This window comes from Aureimonas flava, assembly GCF_003583935.1.
Lineage (GTDB): Bacteria > Pseudomonadota > Alphaproteobacteria > Rhizobiales > Rhizobiaceae > Aureimonas > Aureimonas flava.
The window spans coordinates 35,965-50,396 of sequence record NZ_QYRN01000005.1; the positions used below are offsets into that span (position 1 = coordinate 35,965).

Annotated in this window: 8 protein-coding genes; all 8 read right to left on the reverse strand. The window is 72.7% G+C overall.

Annotated elements, in window-relative coordinates:
• Nucleotides 1–48: 48 nt before the first annotated feature.
• The 8 genes from addA to D3218_RS10050 all read right to left on the reverse strand — a co-directional run bounded on the left by addA (nt 49) and on the right by D3218_RS10050 (nt 14,355).
• The gene (gene addA, locus D3218_RS10015) at nt 49–3,705 is read right to left on the reverse strand and encodes a double-strand break repair helicase AddA (RefSeq protein WP_245414995.1); all 3,657 of its coding nucleotides are present in this window, start codon (nt 3,703–3,705) and stop codon (nt 49–51) included.
• A complete protein-coding gene (gene addB, locus D3218_RS10020) occupies nt 3,702–6,809 on the reverse strand; it encodes a double-strand break repair protein AddB (protein ID WP_119539944.1) in 3,108 nt (1,035 codons plus the stop codon). The genes addA and addB overlap by 4 nt, the downstream gene beginning before the upstream one ends.
• Before the next feature lie 169 nt (nt 6,810–6,978).
• Entirely contained in the window at nt 6,979–7,692 is a 714-nt protein-coding gene (locus D3218_RS10025) for a nucleotidyltransferase family protein (RefSeq protein WP_119540272.1), read from the reverse strand.
• Between the two features lie 53 nt (nt 7,693–7,745).
• Nucleotides 7,746–9,311: a tRNA (adenosine(37)-N6)-threonylcarbamoyltransferase complex ATPase subunit type 1 TsaE gene (gene tsaE / locus D3218_RS10030; RefSeq protein WP_245414996.1), complete on the reverse strand. Its 1,566-nt coding sequence runs from the start codon at nt 9,309–9,311 to the stop codon at nt 7,746–7,748.
• Nucleotides 9,308–11,680, reverse strand: a complete 2,373-nt coding sequence (locus tag D3218_RS10035; protein WP_245414997.1) for a PAS domain-containing sensor histidine kinase — start codon at nt 11,678–11,680, stop codon at nt 9,308–9,310. Before D3218_RS10035 ends, tsaE begins: the two co-directional genes overlap by 4 nt.
• Before the next feature lie 380 nt (nt 11,681–12,060).
• A complete protein-coding gene (gene ahcY / locus D3218_RS10040) occupies nt 12,061–13,461 on the reverse strand; it encodes an adenosylhomocysteinase (protein ID WP_119539947.1) in 1,401 nt (466 codons plus the stop codon).
• Nucleotides 13,462–13,581: 120 nt separating this feature from the next.
• The gene (locus D3218_RS10045; protein WP_119539948.1) at nt 13,582–13,917 is read right to left on the reverse strand and encodes an HPr family phosphocarrier protein; all 336 of its coding nucleotides are present in this window, start codon (nt 13,915–13,917) and stop codon (nt 13,582–13,584) included.
• A 36-nt stretch (nt 13,918–13,953) separates the two neighbouring features.
• Nucleotides 13,954–14,355 (reverse strand): PTS sugar transporter subunit IIA, encoded by a 402-nt coding sequence (locus tag D3218_RS10050; RefSeq protein ID WP_119539949.1) that lies wholly within the window; start codon nt 14,353–14,355, stop codon nt 13,954–13,956.
• Nucleotides 14,356–14,432 lie beyond the last annotated feature (77 nt).

Below are 14,432 nucleotides of genomic sequence, written 5' to 3' on the forward strand. Positions count from 1 at the left end.
GGCCGCCGGGTCCGGATGCCCCATAGGTAGAAGGGAGGGGCGGCGGGTTCAAGCCGCCCCGCCATCCGCCGTCCCGGTCCCTCCACCGCCCGCCGCGCCGCGCCCGGCACGCTCGGCGAGCGCGCGCGCCATCGCCGCCTCCGGCACCTCGACGAGCTTCGGTCCCTCGCTGTAGAGCAGCGCCGCGCGCACCGCCCGGCCGCGGAACAGGGGGCGCACCATCTCGGCATAGAGGGCGAGCTGCAGCACATGGGACGCCGGTGCGTCCTCGACCCCTTCGGGAACCGTGCGGCCGGTCTTGTAGTCGAGGATGTGGACGGCCTCGTCGGTCACCGCCAGGCGGTCGATCGCACCGCTCACGGCGTAGCGCCGGCCGCCGAGTTCGATCTCGCCCGCGACCGCCACCTCCGCCCGGTTGCCGGGCGCGAACAAGGGGGCGAAGGCCGGCTCGGCCAGGATGCCGAGCGCCTGGTCGGCGATCCGCTCCGCCTCGTCCTCGCCGAGCGAGTGGCCCTCGCGGCGGGCGAAGGCGCGGGCCGCCGCCTCGCGCTCGCCCGGCTCGAGGTCCGGCAGGGCCTGGAGCAGCCGGTGCAGCAGAAGGCCCCGCCGCACGCCGGCGCCCGGCCTGGCGGCGGCGCCGAGAACGGGCGAGGCGGAGAACGGGGCCGCCACGTCCTCGTCCATCGCCGCAAGCTCGATCCGGCTGCCGCCGGACGCCGTTGAGGGCTGGAGCGGGCGCGGCGGCAGCTCCTCGGGCGGCAACCGCGACAGGTCGAGCGGGCGCAGCGCCGGAGCGTCCGGCGCGGCGACGGGCGGAACCGCCGTCCCTTTCGCCTCGGCACCCAGCCGCCAGGCCAGCGTCTCGCCGGTCGACGGGTCCTTGACCTCGCGCGCATGGGGCTTCAGCGCCGCCTCCACGCGCTGGAGCCAGGACGCGGCGTCGGGTCCGCGCACGCCCGACAGGCCGCAGACCACCAGCCGGTCGGCCGCGCGGGTGAGGCCGACATAGAGGAGGCGGCGATACTCGTCCTCGGCGCGCGCGCGCTCGGCCTCGCGCAGGGCGCCCACCGCGCTCTCGCGGGTCGACGCGTCGGGGCACCAGAGGAAGCCCGGCGGCATGTCGGGGGGAAGGCCCGGCATGCCGGTCCACTCCATCAGCTTGGCGCCGTGGGTGTGGCTGAACGGCGCGGAGCCGGGATCGACCAGGAACACGACCGGCGCCTCCAGGCCCTTGGAGGCGTGCGTGGTCATGATGCGGACCTCGCCGCGCCCGTGCTCCATCTCGCGCTTGATCTCGGGCGGCGAGGCGGCGAGGTCGGCCAGGAACGCCTCCAGCCCGCCGTGCCCGGCCTGTTCCTCGGCGAGCGCCAGGTCCAGGAAGGCGTCGACCACGTCCCCCGCGTCGCGGCCGAGCCGCGCCACCAGCCGGGCGCGGCCGCCTTCCGGACCCAGGATGCGGGCGAAGAAGGTGAACACGGTCTCGAAGCCGGCGCGCCGGCGCAGCTCCTCCAGCCGTGCGAACGCGGCCACCGCCTTGTCGCGCAGCGCGCCACGCGCCCCGCCCGGCACGAAGTCCGGGATCCGCGCCTCGCCGCGCTCTCCGGCGAGGCGGCGCAGGGCGAGATAGAGCGCCTCCGGCCGTCCGGCGTCGCCGCGCGACAGGGCGAGCGCCATCAGTTCGTCGTCGGTGAAGCCGAACAGCGGGCTCTTCAGGACGGCCGCCAGCGACAGCTCGTCCTCGGCGTTGGAGACGGTGCGGCCGAGCGCGGCGAGATCGGCCACCGCGATATGGTCGGTGATCACCAGCCGGTCGGCGCCGGCCACGCGGATGCCGCGTTCGCGCAGCGCCGCGCCCATCGCCGAGACGAAGCCCGACCGCTTGCGCACCAGGATCAGGACGTCGCCCGCGTCCAGAGGGCGCACCTTGCCCTTGGCCCGGATCGGCCGGCCGATCCATTCCCCGATCCGCCCGGCGATGCGGGCGGCGAGGCGGTGGGCGGGCGAGGAGGCGGGCTGGAGGTCGACCGGGGTCAGCCAGTCCTCGTGCTGGGGCACGCTGGCCGGCACCATCACGGGCCAGACCTCGATCAGGCCTGGATCGGCGGTCCGGGTGGAGACGTGGACGGGCGGCCCGTCCTCCGACTGCAGCCCGCGCCGGTCGGCCGGCTCGGCGAACACACGGTCCACCGCCTGGAGGATGTCCGGCACCGAGCGGAAGGACTGGTGCAGCTCGACGCTGGCGAAGGGCCGCTCGGCGCCCTCGGCCAGCGCCCGCAGGTGGGCGCGTTCCCTCGCGAACATCTCGGGCGAGGCGCCCTGGAAGGAGTAGATCGACTGCTTCTCGTCGCCCACCGCGAACACGGTGCGCGGCCGGGCGGTGGCGGAGGCGCCGGAGAAGAACTCCTCCACCAGTTGGCGCACGACCTGCCACTGACGCGGGCTCGTGTCCTGCGCCTCGTCCACCAGCACGTGGTCGATGCCCTGGTCGAGCTTGAAATGCACCCAGGCCGACGCTTCCGCGCGCAGCAGGAGATCGGCCGTGCGCACGATCAGGTCCTCGAAGTCGAGCCGGCCGCGCCGCCGCTTCAGGGCGGCGTAGTCGCGCTCCAGCGTCTCGGCGATGGCGAGCGCGGCGCCGCTGGCGCGCGCGAGGCGCAGGGTGGCGAGGCGCTCGCGTCGTTCCTCCAGGAAATCGGCGAGCGCCGCCAGCCGCTCCTCGAAGTCCTCGAACGCGCCTGCCACCGCCTTGGTCGCGACGCTGGAGGGCTTGTAGCGCCCGCCGTCCGCCTTGAAGACGATCGCGCAGAGGGCCGCGAAGCGCGCCTCGGGCGTCGCGCTTTCCGCGACGAGGGCGAGCTTGCCGGCAAGCTTCAGGTCGGTCGCCTTGCCGCTGCGTGTGGCGGCGTCGGCCAGGGCATCGCGGAACCCGTCCTCGAAGCCCGGCGGCTCGAGCGCGGCGCGCAGCACGCCCGCCTCGTCCTCGTCCGGCGCGAGGCCGAGGGCGCGTCGGAGGCGTTCCTCCGCCGCCTCGCGCCCGCCCGTCGCCTCCAGGTGGCGTCGCAGCCGGTCGCGGCGCTGGACGATCTCCGACAGGAGCGCGTCGAGCCCCCATTCCCCGCCCATCGCCAGCGCGTCGGCGAAGGCGCGGGCGAGGTCGGCGTCCTCGCGGTCCTGCCCGCCTGGATCGTCCGGCCGGGTCTGCGCGCCGGCGATCAGCATGCGCCGGGCCTCCGCCAGCAAGAGCGCGCTCTCCGTCTCGTCCATCACCTCGAAATGGCCGGGAATGTTGGCTTCCAGCGGAAACTGGTGGAGCACCGCCTCGCAGAAGGCGTGGATGGTCTGGATCTTGAGGCCGCCCGGCGCCTCCAGCGCCCGCGCGAAGAGGCGCCGCGCCGCGGCCATCCGCTCGCGCGAGGGCGGTCGGCGGTCGAGTGCCGTCAGGGCCTCGGACAGGGCCGCCTCGTCGGTCACCGCCCAATGCGACAGCCGGGCGAAGACGCGCGTCTGCATCTCGGCGGCGGCCGCCTTGGTGTAGGTGAGGCATAGGATCTTGGACGGTTCGGCGCCGGCCAGGAGCAGGCGCACCACGCGCTCGGTCAGGACATGCGTCTTGCCCGAGCCGGCATTGGCGGCCACGAACACCGAGCGCGCCGGGTCGGAGGCGATGCGCTGGGCGTCGATCGTGGCCGGAAGAACCTCGCTCACGGCGTCGCCTCCTCGTCTTCGCCGGCTCCGGCGGCGGTCCATTCGCGCGCGCGGGCGAGGTGGTCGTAGGGGCCCGCGAAGTCCCCCGCCTGGAAGGGCCTCGCGCGCGACAGGTAGCCCCAGCCCGGATCGCGGTAGGCGGCCGCCAGCGCGCGGAAGGCGGCCAGCGCGGCATCCGACAGGTCGTCGCCGCTCTGGGGCTCGCCCGTGCGCCCGCCGTCGTGGGCGAGGCGTTCCTCGTAGAAGTCGCGCTCGCGCAGGCGCACGTAGAGAAGGTCGCGGACCGAGGCGACGGGGGCCAGCCCGTCGAAGCCGCCGAGTCGCGCCATCGCGCCCTCCAGCGGCAGTTGCGGGCTCAGCAGCGTGCGCGCCTGGCGGACCGAGGGATTGGTCCCGGTCTTGTAGTCGATGATCTCCACCGAGCCGTCGCGCATCCGGTCGATGCGGTCGGCGTAGCCGTGGAAGCCGACGCCGATCTCCGGCAGGTCGAAGCGCCCGCGCACCTCGGTCAGGCGCTCCGCCACCTCGCCCGCCCGCTCGCGCTCCCAGGCGATCATGTTGGTCGCCAGCGTTTCCATGCGCGGCCACCAGACGGCCTCGATCTCGGGCGGCAGCCTGGCCTCGTCGAAGGCCTCGCGGGCGATCGCCAGGAGTTGCGCGCGCGCGTCGGGCGCCTCCGGGTCCACGCCGTCCGCAACGAAGCGGTGCAGGATCGCGTGATACAGGTCGCCGCGCTCCGGCGCGCCGGGCGCGCGGATCATCTCCGGCAGCGGGTCGAGGCGCAGCACGCGCCGGGCGAACACCGCGTAGGGGTCGCGCACCAGGGTCTCCACCTCGGTGAAGGAATGGCGCACGGGGCGCGCGGCGACGGGGGGGCGGGGCTCCGGCCGTGGGGCGGGGGGCTCCGCCGGACGCTCGTCCAGGCGCCGGACGTGCCGGAGATAGGTCTCGCCGCGCAGGCGCAGCGCCTTCGCGCCCTCCGGCCCGGCCAGCGTCAGGATGCGCTGGAGCCAGCGCGAGGCGATGGCCGGAGCGCCGCCCGAGCGGTGCGAGCGCGCCATCACGACCCGCCGGCAGCCGAGCGCCATCCAGACGTCGTGCGCGGCGAGGCCGATGCGGCGTTCGGGCGGATCGAGGTCGATCTCCGTGCGCATCAGGCGCGACAGGAAGGCGTCGGAGCGCGCCGTGCCGGGCCAGGTGCCCTCGTTGAGGCCGCCGAGGATCATCACGTCGACGCTCTGGAGTCGGGCTTCCAGCGCGCCCCAGACGAAGACGCGCTGCGACAGGCCGCCGCGCGGGCGCACGTCCTTGGAGCGCATCAGCGCCAGCGCCACGTCCGGCAGCTCGGCGGCGCGGAAGGCGAAGCCGGTCTCGGGCGCGCTCACCCAGGCGCGCAGCGTGTCGCGCAGCGCCGTGCCCGCCTCCTCGGCGTAGAGCGCCGTGGGCAGGCCGGTCTCGTCGCCCGCCAGCGCCTCCAGGACGCGGGTGAGGCACACGGCGTGGTCGGCAAGCTCCTGCTCGCCGCCGTCGCGCAGCTCCGACAGCGGCAGCAGCGCGGCCTCCAGCCGTTCGGCCAGCGCCTGCGCCGCATCCCGGTCCTCGGCGGACACGAGCTGCACCGGGCGGGGCGCGCGCCCGTCCGGGGCCTCGGCCGCGCGGCGCCGCTCGGCGAACAGGGCGCCGAGCCTGGCGCCGTCGGCGACGCCGCAGCCGCCGCGCAGCGCGATCAGCTCGATGGTGCGCGCCGCCTCGCGCGCGCGGGCCGGCGCGAGGCCGAGCCGCAGCAGCGGATGCTTGAGCAGCGACAGGAGCGTGATCGGATCGCCCGGCTCCAGCGCCACCGACAGGGCGAGGCGGCAGAAGGTGCCGGGCGCCGTCGCGGGGAGCGGCCGACCGGCGGAATCGTTGGCCGCCACGCCGAACCGCTCCAGCTCGGCCGAGACCCGGCGGGCGAGGTTGCGGTCGGGCGTGGTCAGCGCCACCGTCGCGGCGGGATCGGCGAGGGCGTCGCGGATCGCCACGGCGATCGCCAGCGCCTCCTCGCGCTCGTCCGCCGCCTCGATCAGTTCCAGCCCGTCCAGCGCCTCCTGCCCGTGGCGGCGGCTGGCCTCCGGCCAGACGTCCGTGGTCTCGGCCGGGCGCAGCGCGTCGGACAGGAACCGTTCGCGCGCCAGGAGCGGGTCGGTCTCGTCGGGGCACAGGAGCTCGATGCCAGCGCGCTCCACCAGCAGCCCCTGGAGGATTCGCTTCAACGCGTGCTGCGGATGGCCGGGGGCGGCGATGGAGCGGGAGCGGTCGATCGCGTCGAAGCCGGTGGCGTCGAGGTGGCAGTCGACGCCGGGCAGCACCACGGCGCCATTCGGCAGGGCCGCCACCGCCCGCAGGAAGCGCAGCGTGGACGGCGCCGTGGCGGTGGAGCCGGCGACCAGGATCGGGCCGCGCGAACCCATGGCCGCGAGCCGGTCGGCCTCGGCCTCGAACCAGCGGCGGCCCAGCGTCGCCCGATCCTCGACGCCCCGTTCCGCCAGGATCGCCGGCCACTGCTCCGACAGGATCGAGAGGAAGGCGAGGGTGAGCTGCCACCACTCGGCCAACCGGTCCGGCGCCAGCGTCGCCAGCTTGTGGAGCCCCGCCTCCTCGGCGACCGCCTCGTCCAGGAAGAGGCACAGGTCCTCGGCCGAGTAGAGCGCATCGGCGGCCGAGGCCGGCAGCACGATCTCCTCGTTCGCGAGGATCCGCAGCGCCTGCCGGTTCAGCCCGTCCTTCCAGAAGCGCACGAGCCGCGCCAGCAGCAGGTGGCGCTCCAGCCCGTCCATGGCCGGCGCCAAGGTTTCGCCGAGGCCGACGAAGGCGGCGCCCTCGTCGGCCTCGGCCAGCGTGCGGATTGAGGGCAGGATGGCCGAGCCGCCGCCCATGGCGCGCGCGAACTCGCCGGCCAGCGAGCGCGCCGCGCGCCGCGTCGGCACGAGGATCGTCAGCCCGGCCAGCGCCAGCGGATCGGCGGCGAAGTCCTCGCCTGGCAGGAAGCGTCCGCGGAGGACGCCGCGCGCCAGCGTCGGCAGGAAGGGCAGGCCGGGCGAGATGGAGAAGACATGCGAGGGCATCGTCGGCACCCTAGCCGAGCGGGCGGGTCAGGCGAAAGGGGAGGGCGGGGAGCCGCCTCGCGCCGGCGGGGGAAATGATACCCCCCGATCGCTTCCTGTGTAGGAAGAGCCTCGGACGAAAAGAAGGGTTCGGGAACGGCTTCCCGAGCGGGGCGGGCCGGCAGCCCCCTTAAGCCCGCTCCGCCCGCGTCGCGCTGGCGGCGAAGGCGGCCTCGGCCTCGGCGATGGCGCGCGGAGTGCCGACCGTGATCCACAGCCCGTCGAGTCGGACGCCGAACAGGCGCTCCGCCTCGATCGAGCGGTCGAAGACGCGGTTCAGGGAGAACGTCTCCTCGGGCAGGTCCCGGAAGATCTCGGGCTTGAGGATGCCCGCGCCGGCGTAGATGAAGGGGCTCATGTCGCGTTCGGCGACGCGCTGGAGGCGCCCCTCGCGGTCCATGGTGAAATCGCCGCGCCCCTCGTAGCCGGTGGCCTGCCGCATCTCGGCGATCAGGAGGCTCATGTCGGCCGCTTCCGGGTTCCACAGATCGGCCAGGAGGTCGAGGTTGTCGCGGTAGCCGTCGATCCAGAACGTGTCGGAATTGACGAGGTAGAAGGGATCGTCGCCCAGCACCGGCAGCGCGCGCACGATGCCCCCGCCCGACTCCAGCAGGCGGTCGCTCTCGTCGGACACGACCACTTCCATGTCGCGCCGCTTGCGCAGGTGCGCGCGCATCAGGTCGGCCATGTAGTGGACGTTGACCACCACGCGCTCGACGCCGTTGCGGGCGAGAGCGTCGAGACCGTAGTCGATCAAGGCCTTGCCGCGGATCTCCACCAGCGGCTTCGGGATGGTCGAGGTGATCGGGCGCATGCGCTTGCCGAGGCCCGCGGCGAGGATCATCGCGGTCTTCGGCTTGGGCGCGCGGGGAGGGCGGGCGGCAATGGCGCGGATGGTCACGTCTGTCTCGTCTCGAAGGGGGCGTCCGGCTCGTCCAGAAGGTGCCACGCCGCGTAGAGGCGCGCCAGTTCGCCGAGCGCCGGATGGGAAAGCGTTCGTCGGAGATACGCTTTAATCCGGGGAATGTGACGCAGGTATTGCGGCTTGCCGTCCCGCACCAGGAGGCGGACGAAGATTCCGAGGATCTTGGTCTGCCGCTGCGCCGCCATGATCGCATAGGCGGTCTCGAACGCGGCCTCGCGGAAGCCCGGATCGACGCTTCGGCGCGCCGCGACATAGGCCAGCCGCAGCCGCGCCTCGAGGTCCGGCTCGATCGTCACGCGGGGGTCGTGGGCCAGGGCCGCCACGTCGTAGGCCGACGGGCCGACCATCGCGTCCTGGAAATCGAGGAAGGCGATCCGGTCGAGGCCGCTCCGGCCGGCGCGCCACACGAGGTTGGGCGCCTGCACGTCGCGCTGCACGAGGTGGCGCTCGGCCGTGTCGAGCACCGCGAACAGCCGCTCCCAGACGCGATCGAAGGCGGCACGCTCCTCCGGCGTCGCGGGGCGCCCGAAGACGTGCGGCACGTACCAGTCGAGGAGCAGCCCCGCCTCGATCGCCATGGCCGCATGGTCGAAGGGGGGCACCGTGTAGGGCCTGCCGTCGGGCAGGGCGAGCGCCGGGTCGAAGGACGCGGCGTGGAGATGGGCGAGCGCCAGCATCGCCGCCTCGTAGCGCTCCGGGATCGGCCGCCCTTCTCCGTCCAGCACGCCCTCGCGGCCCAGATCCTCCATCAGCACGAAGCCGTGGCCGGTGTCGAAGGCCTCGATGCGCGGGGTCGCGAGGCCGCGCGCGCGCAGCGCCTCGGCCACCGCGACGAAGGGCACCGTGTTCAGCGCCGAGCGCGCGATCTCGGCATAGGCGCGGCCGTCGCGCACGGGCGGGCCGAGCACCAGGGGCGGCGAATCCATCAGGATCAGCGGCCGGCCCCCGCCTGTCGCGAGCGTCTCGTAGCGCCGGGCCGAGGCGTCGCCGGGAAACGGTGCGCGCCGGGCGTCCGCATGCCCGGCGGCCGCCAGGAAGGCTAGGAGGGCGAGCGGGCGCTCGATCCGCGCCGCCGCTTCCGGCAGGGCGGCGATGGCGAGCCGTCGTCCGCCGCCCGGAAGGTCCGCGAGCGACAGGTGCAGGTTGGCGGCGCGCAGGACCTCGGGCGCGCGCTCCGGCCATTCGGCCAGGACGATGCCCGCTTCCGCTGCCTCGTCGAAGCCGAGTTCCACGAGCTCGTCCGGGTCGCCGAGGCGATAGAGGTCGAAATGGGTGACGCGCGGCCGCGTCGGGTAGATCTGCACCAGCGTGTAGGTGGGAGAGGGGACCTCGAGCGCCGGATCCCCTGCCACGGCTCGGATCAGGGCGCGGGCCAGCGTCGTCTTGCCGGCGCCGAGCGGGCCCGACAGGGCGACCACGTCGCCCGTGCCTAGAAGCGGCGCCAGCACGGCGGCGCAGGCCACCGTCGCCGCTTCGTCGGCGAGCGCGAGCGCGAAGTGCCGCGTCTCGTCCGGAACGCCGGCAGGCTCCATGCTCATTCGGCGGCGAGATCCCGCTCGTCGCGGACCAGCGGAAAGCGGCACAGAACCGTGGTGCCGGCCTTCGCGCCGGACTGGATCTCGACCCGGCCGCCGTGCAGCTCCACGAAGGAGCGCACGATCGACAGGCCGAGACCGGCGCCCGACTGGCGCCCGCCCGACGGGTTGGTCTCGAAGCGCTCGAACAGGCGCGCGACCTCGCCCGGTGCGATGCCGGGTCCCTGATCGGCGACGCTGAAGATCATCTCGCCGTTGCTGCGCACGGCCTTGAGGTGGACCACCGAACCCGCCGGCGCGAAGTTGGCAGCGTTGGACAGGAGGTTGAACAGGATCTGCGTGATCCGGTGTCCGTCGGCGCGGAAGGTCGAGCCCGCGCGGGTGATGTCGACGTTGAGGACGATGTCGTTCTCGCGGAACCGGTCGCGGACCGCGTCGGCCGCGTGCCCGACCGTGCCGGCGACGTCGACGTCGGTGAGGTCGAGATCCATGATGCCGGCGTCGATCGTGGCGAGGTCCAGGATGTCGTTGACGATGGTCAGGAGCGACGAGGTCGAGGTCCCGATATAGTCGAGATATTCCGACTGCCGGTCGTTGAGCGGGCCGGTCTCGGGCGAGCGCAGGAGCGCCGAGAAGCCGATGATGTTGGTCAGCGGCGAGCGCAGCTCGTAGTTCACGTGCTGCACGAAATCGCTCTTCAGGCGCGCGGCGTTCTCCAGCGCCTCGTTGCGCTCGCGCAGCATGCGCTCGGCCTCGCGCGCGTCGGAGATGTCGGTGAAGGTCAGCATGGTCTGCCCGTTGGGCAGAGGCACGACGCCATAGGCCTGGACGCGGCCGTCGGAGAGTTCGATCTCGCCGCTCTCGGCCTCGCGCGCCCCTTCGTCGAAGGCGGTGACGGCATGGGCGAAGGTGGCCCAGCTCGGCCCGGCGCCGGCGCCCTGCACTTCGCGGATCGAGACGGAGCTGGTGGTGGCGAAGGCGCGGATATGCGGCTTGGCGTGGAGGAATTCGGCCGACAGGCCCCAAAGCTCGGCGAAGATCGGGTTGGACAGGCGCAGGCGCCCGTCCTGCCCGAACACGGCCACGCCCTCGCGCAGGAAGTCCAGCGTCTCGCCCTGGAGGCGCACCAGCGCGTTGAGCCGCGACTCGAGCTGGAGCTTCTCCGTCAGGTCCTCGAACACCCAGCTCGCGCCGCCGCGCGGCTCGGGGCTGGCGAAGACGCGCAAGGTCCGCCCGTCGGCCAGGTGCCATATGGCTTCCGTCGGCTGGGTCGCGCGGTGCGCGGCCAGGATGTCCGCCTTGACGTCGCGCAGGGGACGGTCGTCGGGAAGGATGCCGCGCGAGCGGAGCTGGTCGAGAATGGCGATATGGTCGGGCGCGGTCTCGAGATAGGTGGTGGAGAGGTCGAACAGGCGCGCGAAGGCGGCGTTGTGGTAGAGGAGGCGGGTCTTCTCGTCGAAGCGCGCGATCGCGGTGGTGAGCTGGTCCAGCGTTTCCGAATGCGAGCGCACGGTCTCGTCCAGCTCGCGCCGGATCGCCTCGGCGTCCGACACGTCGACGGCAAGGCCGGCCGAGCCGAAGGGGCCCGCCGCGTCCACCACCTGGAAGTTGCGCCGGTCGGCCTCGACCACGGCGCTGAGGCGATCGGCGAAATGGCCCGCGTTGCGCCGACGCGCGGCGATGCGGGCGCGGTCCTGCTCGTTGAGGAACTCGGTCTGGGCGCTCACCGCGCCGGTCACGCCGGGCGCGTCGACCGCGCCGGCATAGGCGTCGTTGACCCAGATCAGCCGCTCGTCCTCGTCGCGCACCCACATGGGCACGGGCGCGGCGTCGAACAGGGCCTGCATGGTCTCGATCATGCCGTTGGTGCGCACGTGCTCGACCTTGAGCGCGGCCAGTTCCTCGCGCAGGCCCGACAGGGGCGTGAAGCGCACGGTGGCCAGCGCGCCGACGGTGCGCCCGCTCGCCTCGATCAGCCGGCCGTCCGGCCGCTCGATCTCCAGACGGAAGGGTTCCGCGCGATGGCGGAGCTGGGCGATCGCAGCCTCCAGCCGGCGCGCCTCGTCGGCATCCATCCAGGCGGAAAAGGCGAGGAACGCGCTCGCTTCCGCCGGAACGCCGAGGTTCTTGGGGAGCGCGCCGACGATGTCCGGCGCGCCCGCCCCGGCATAGACCACGAGGCGCTGGTGATCGTCGGCGAGCAGTCCGGAGCGACGTTCGGCCTCGGTCAGCGCGTCGGCCAGCTCGGCACGCAGGCGCGCGTTCTCCTCGGCCGTCGCGGCCTGCTGGCGGATCAGCCACACGGCGGTGATCATCGCCGCGCCGATCGTGAGCGCGACCAGGGCGAGATAGATGAGGGACTCGGCGGCCACGGGCCCGGCGGCGTCTTGCGCCCGCGCCCCGCCGCACGCGAGGACCACGCCCGAAAGGGCGAGGGCGAAGCTCCAGCCCCGCGCGGCACGCCCGGAGGCGTCTCCACAAGCTTGCCGCAGGCAGGTCCCCCGACCCACCCGCTCCAACGATTCGCGCGTCCGCATCGCGTCCTTTCAGTCGCCCCGCAATCGAGGCGTGTATCCCCGTAGCGCCCGCCGCTCCCCAACGTCGGGCCAGGAGGAGAATTTAAACGGTGGATAACCGTCCGAAAAGCGCCGATCGGACACGCGATCGAAAAAAGAAAGGGCGTCGGGGGGCTTGCCTCCGACGCCCTTTTGCTATGGGGCCGCCCGCCGTGACGGGCGGGCGGACACCGTCGTCAGTAGCGGTAGTGCTCGGCCTTGAACGGGCCCTGCGGGGTCACCCCGATATAGGCGGCCTGCTCGTCCGACAGGGTCGAAAGGCGCGCGCCCAGCTTGTCGAGGTGGAGGCGCGCGACCTTCTCGTCGAGATGCTTGGGCAGCACGTAGACCTGGTTCCCGTACTGCCCGCCCTTGGTGAAGAGCTCGATCTGCGCCAGCGTCTGGTTGGTGAAGGAGGCGCTCATCACGAAGGACGGGTGGCCGGTCGCGTTGCCGAGGTTGAGGAGGCGCCCTTCCGACAGCAGCAGCATGCGCTTGCCGTCCGGGAAGGTGACCATGTCGACCTGCGGCTTGATGTTGGTCCAGGCGAGGTTCCGCAGGGCGGCGACCTGGATCTCGTTGTCGAAGTGGCCGATGTTGCCGACGATGCACATGTCCTTGACCGCGCGCATCGTGTCGAGCGTCACCACGTCCTTGTTGCCGGTCGTGGTGATGATGATGTCGGCCGTGGGCGCGGCGTCCTCGAGCGTGACGACCTCGAACCCGTCCATCGCCGCCTGGAGGGCGCAGATCGGGTCGACCTCCGTCACCTTGACGCGGGCGCCCGCGCCCTGGAGCGAGGCGGCCGAGCCCTTGCCCACGTCGCCGTAGCCGCAGACCACGGCCACCTTGCCGGCCATCATCACGTCGGTGGCGCGGCGGATGCCGTCCACCAGCGATTCCTTGCAGCCGTACTTGTTGTCGAACTTCGACTTGGTGACCGAGTCGTTGACGTTGATCGCGGGGAAGGGAAGGAGGCCCTTCTTCTGGAGCTGGTAGAGACGGTTGACGCCCGTCGTGGTCTCTTCCGTCACGCCCCGGATGGCGTCGCGCTGGCGCGCGAAGAAGCCCGGCGTCGCCTGCATGCGCTTGCGGATCTGGGCGAAGAGGACTTCCTCCTCCTCCGAGCCGGGGTTCGAGAGGACGTCCTCGCCCGCCTCCGCCCGCGCGCCGGTGAGGATGTACATCGTGGCGTCGCCGCCGTCGTCCAGGATCATATTGGACGGCTCGCCGTCCGGCCACTGGAAGATGCGGTCGGTGTAGTCCCAGTACTCGGCGAGGCTCTCGCCCTTGACGGCGAAGACCGGGGTGCCGGTCGCGGCGATCGCGGCGGCGGCGTGGTCCTGCGTCGAGAAGATGTTGCACGAGGCCCAGCGGACCTTGGCGCCCAGCGCCTGCAGCGTCTCGATCAGCACGGCGGTCTGGATGGTCATGTGCAGCGAGCCGGTGATGCGCGCGCCCTCGAGCGGCTGGTCCGCCCCGAACTCGGCGCGGCAGGCCATCAGGCCCGGCATCTCGGTTTCCGCGATGTCGAGTTCCTTGCGGCCCCAATCGGCCAGCGAGAGATCCTTGACGACGAAATCGCCTGTGGCGGCCATGGTGAAGCTCCTCGGCTCGGGGCGCCCCGCCCGCGCGTCTGCCAAGCGCGGGCGAGGGCCGGTCAAGGCGCCTCCATAGCAGGCCGAGGGATATAAGGAAATCCTTATATCCTTATCCCGTCAGCACTCCTCGCCGAAGCGGTCGGCCACCAGGGCGGCGATGGCGCACACCGCCTCGTCGGCGTCGTGGCCCTCGGCACGCACGTCGATCGTGGTGCCCTGGCCGGCCGCCAGCATCATCAGGCCCATGATCGACTGGCCGCCGACCGAAAGGCCCTCGCGCGAAATGGTGATCTGGGAATCGAACCGCTCGGCGAGCTGCACGAACTTGGCGGAGGCGCGGGCGTGGAGGCCCTTGCGGTTCACGATGGTCAGCGTGCGCTCCACCGGCCCGTCGGACGGCGGGCCGGGCGGGGGCGCTTCGGTCGGCGGGGTGAGGGGTCCGGTCTTGTCCATGCTCGGCCGCCGATGGTTCCGTCTGAAGGTTCGAGGCTACTTGCCGCTGAGGATGCGGCTGGCGACGGCGATGTACTTTCGGCCCGCCTCCTGGGCGGCCACCAGCGCGTCGGCCATGGGCTTCTCGTCCCGCACGCTGGCGAGCTTGATCAGCATGGGAAGGTTGACGCCCGCGAGCACGTCGATGTCCCCCTCATCCATCACCGAGATGGCGAGGTTGGACGGGGTGCCGCCGAACATGTCGGTGAGGATGATGACCCCCTTGCCGCGCTCCGCGTCGCGCACCGCCTGGAGGATGTCCAGCCGGCGCTGTTCCATGTCGTCGTCCGGTCCGATGCAGATCGTCTCGAACGCTTCCTGGCGACCGACCACATGCTCCACGGCAAGTTTGAATTCGCGCGCGAGCTGGCCATGCGTCACCAGCACCAGTCCAATCATACGTCGTCCACTCCGGGCTCCGCCGCTTGCTTGAGCAGCGGATTGTGCGCTTGCGGCCAGATTGCTGCAAGACGCAG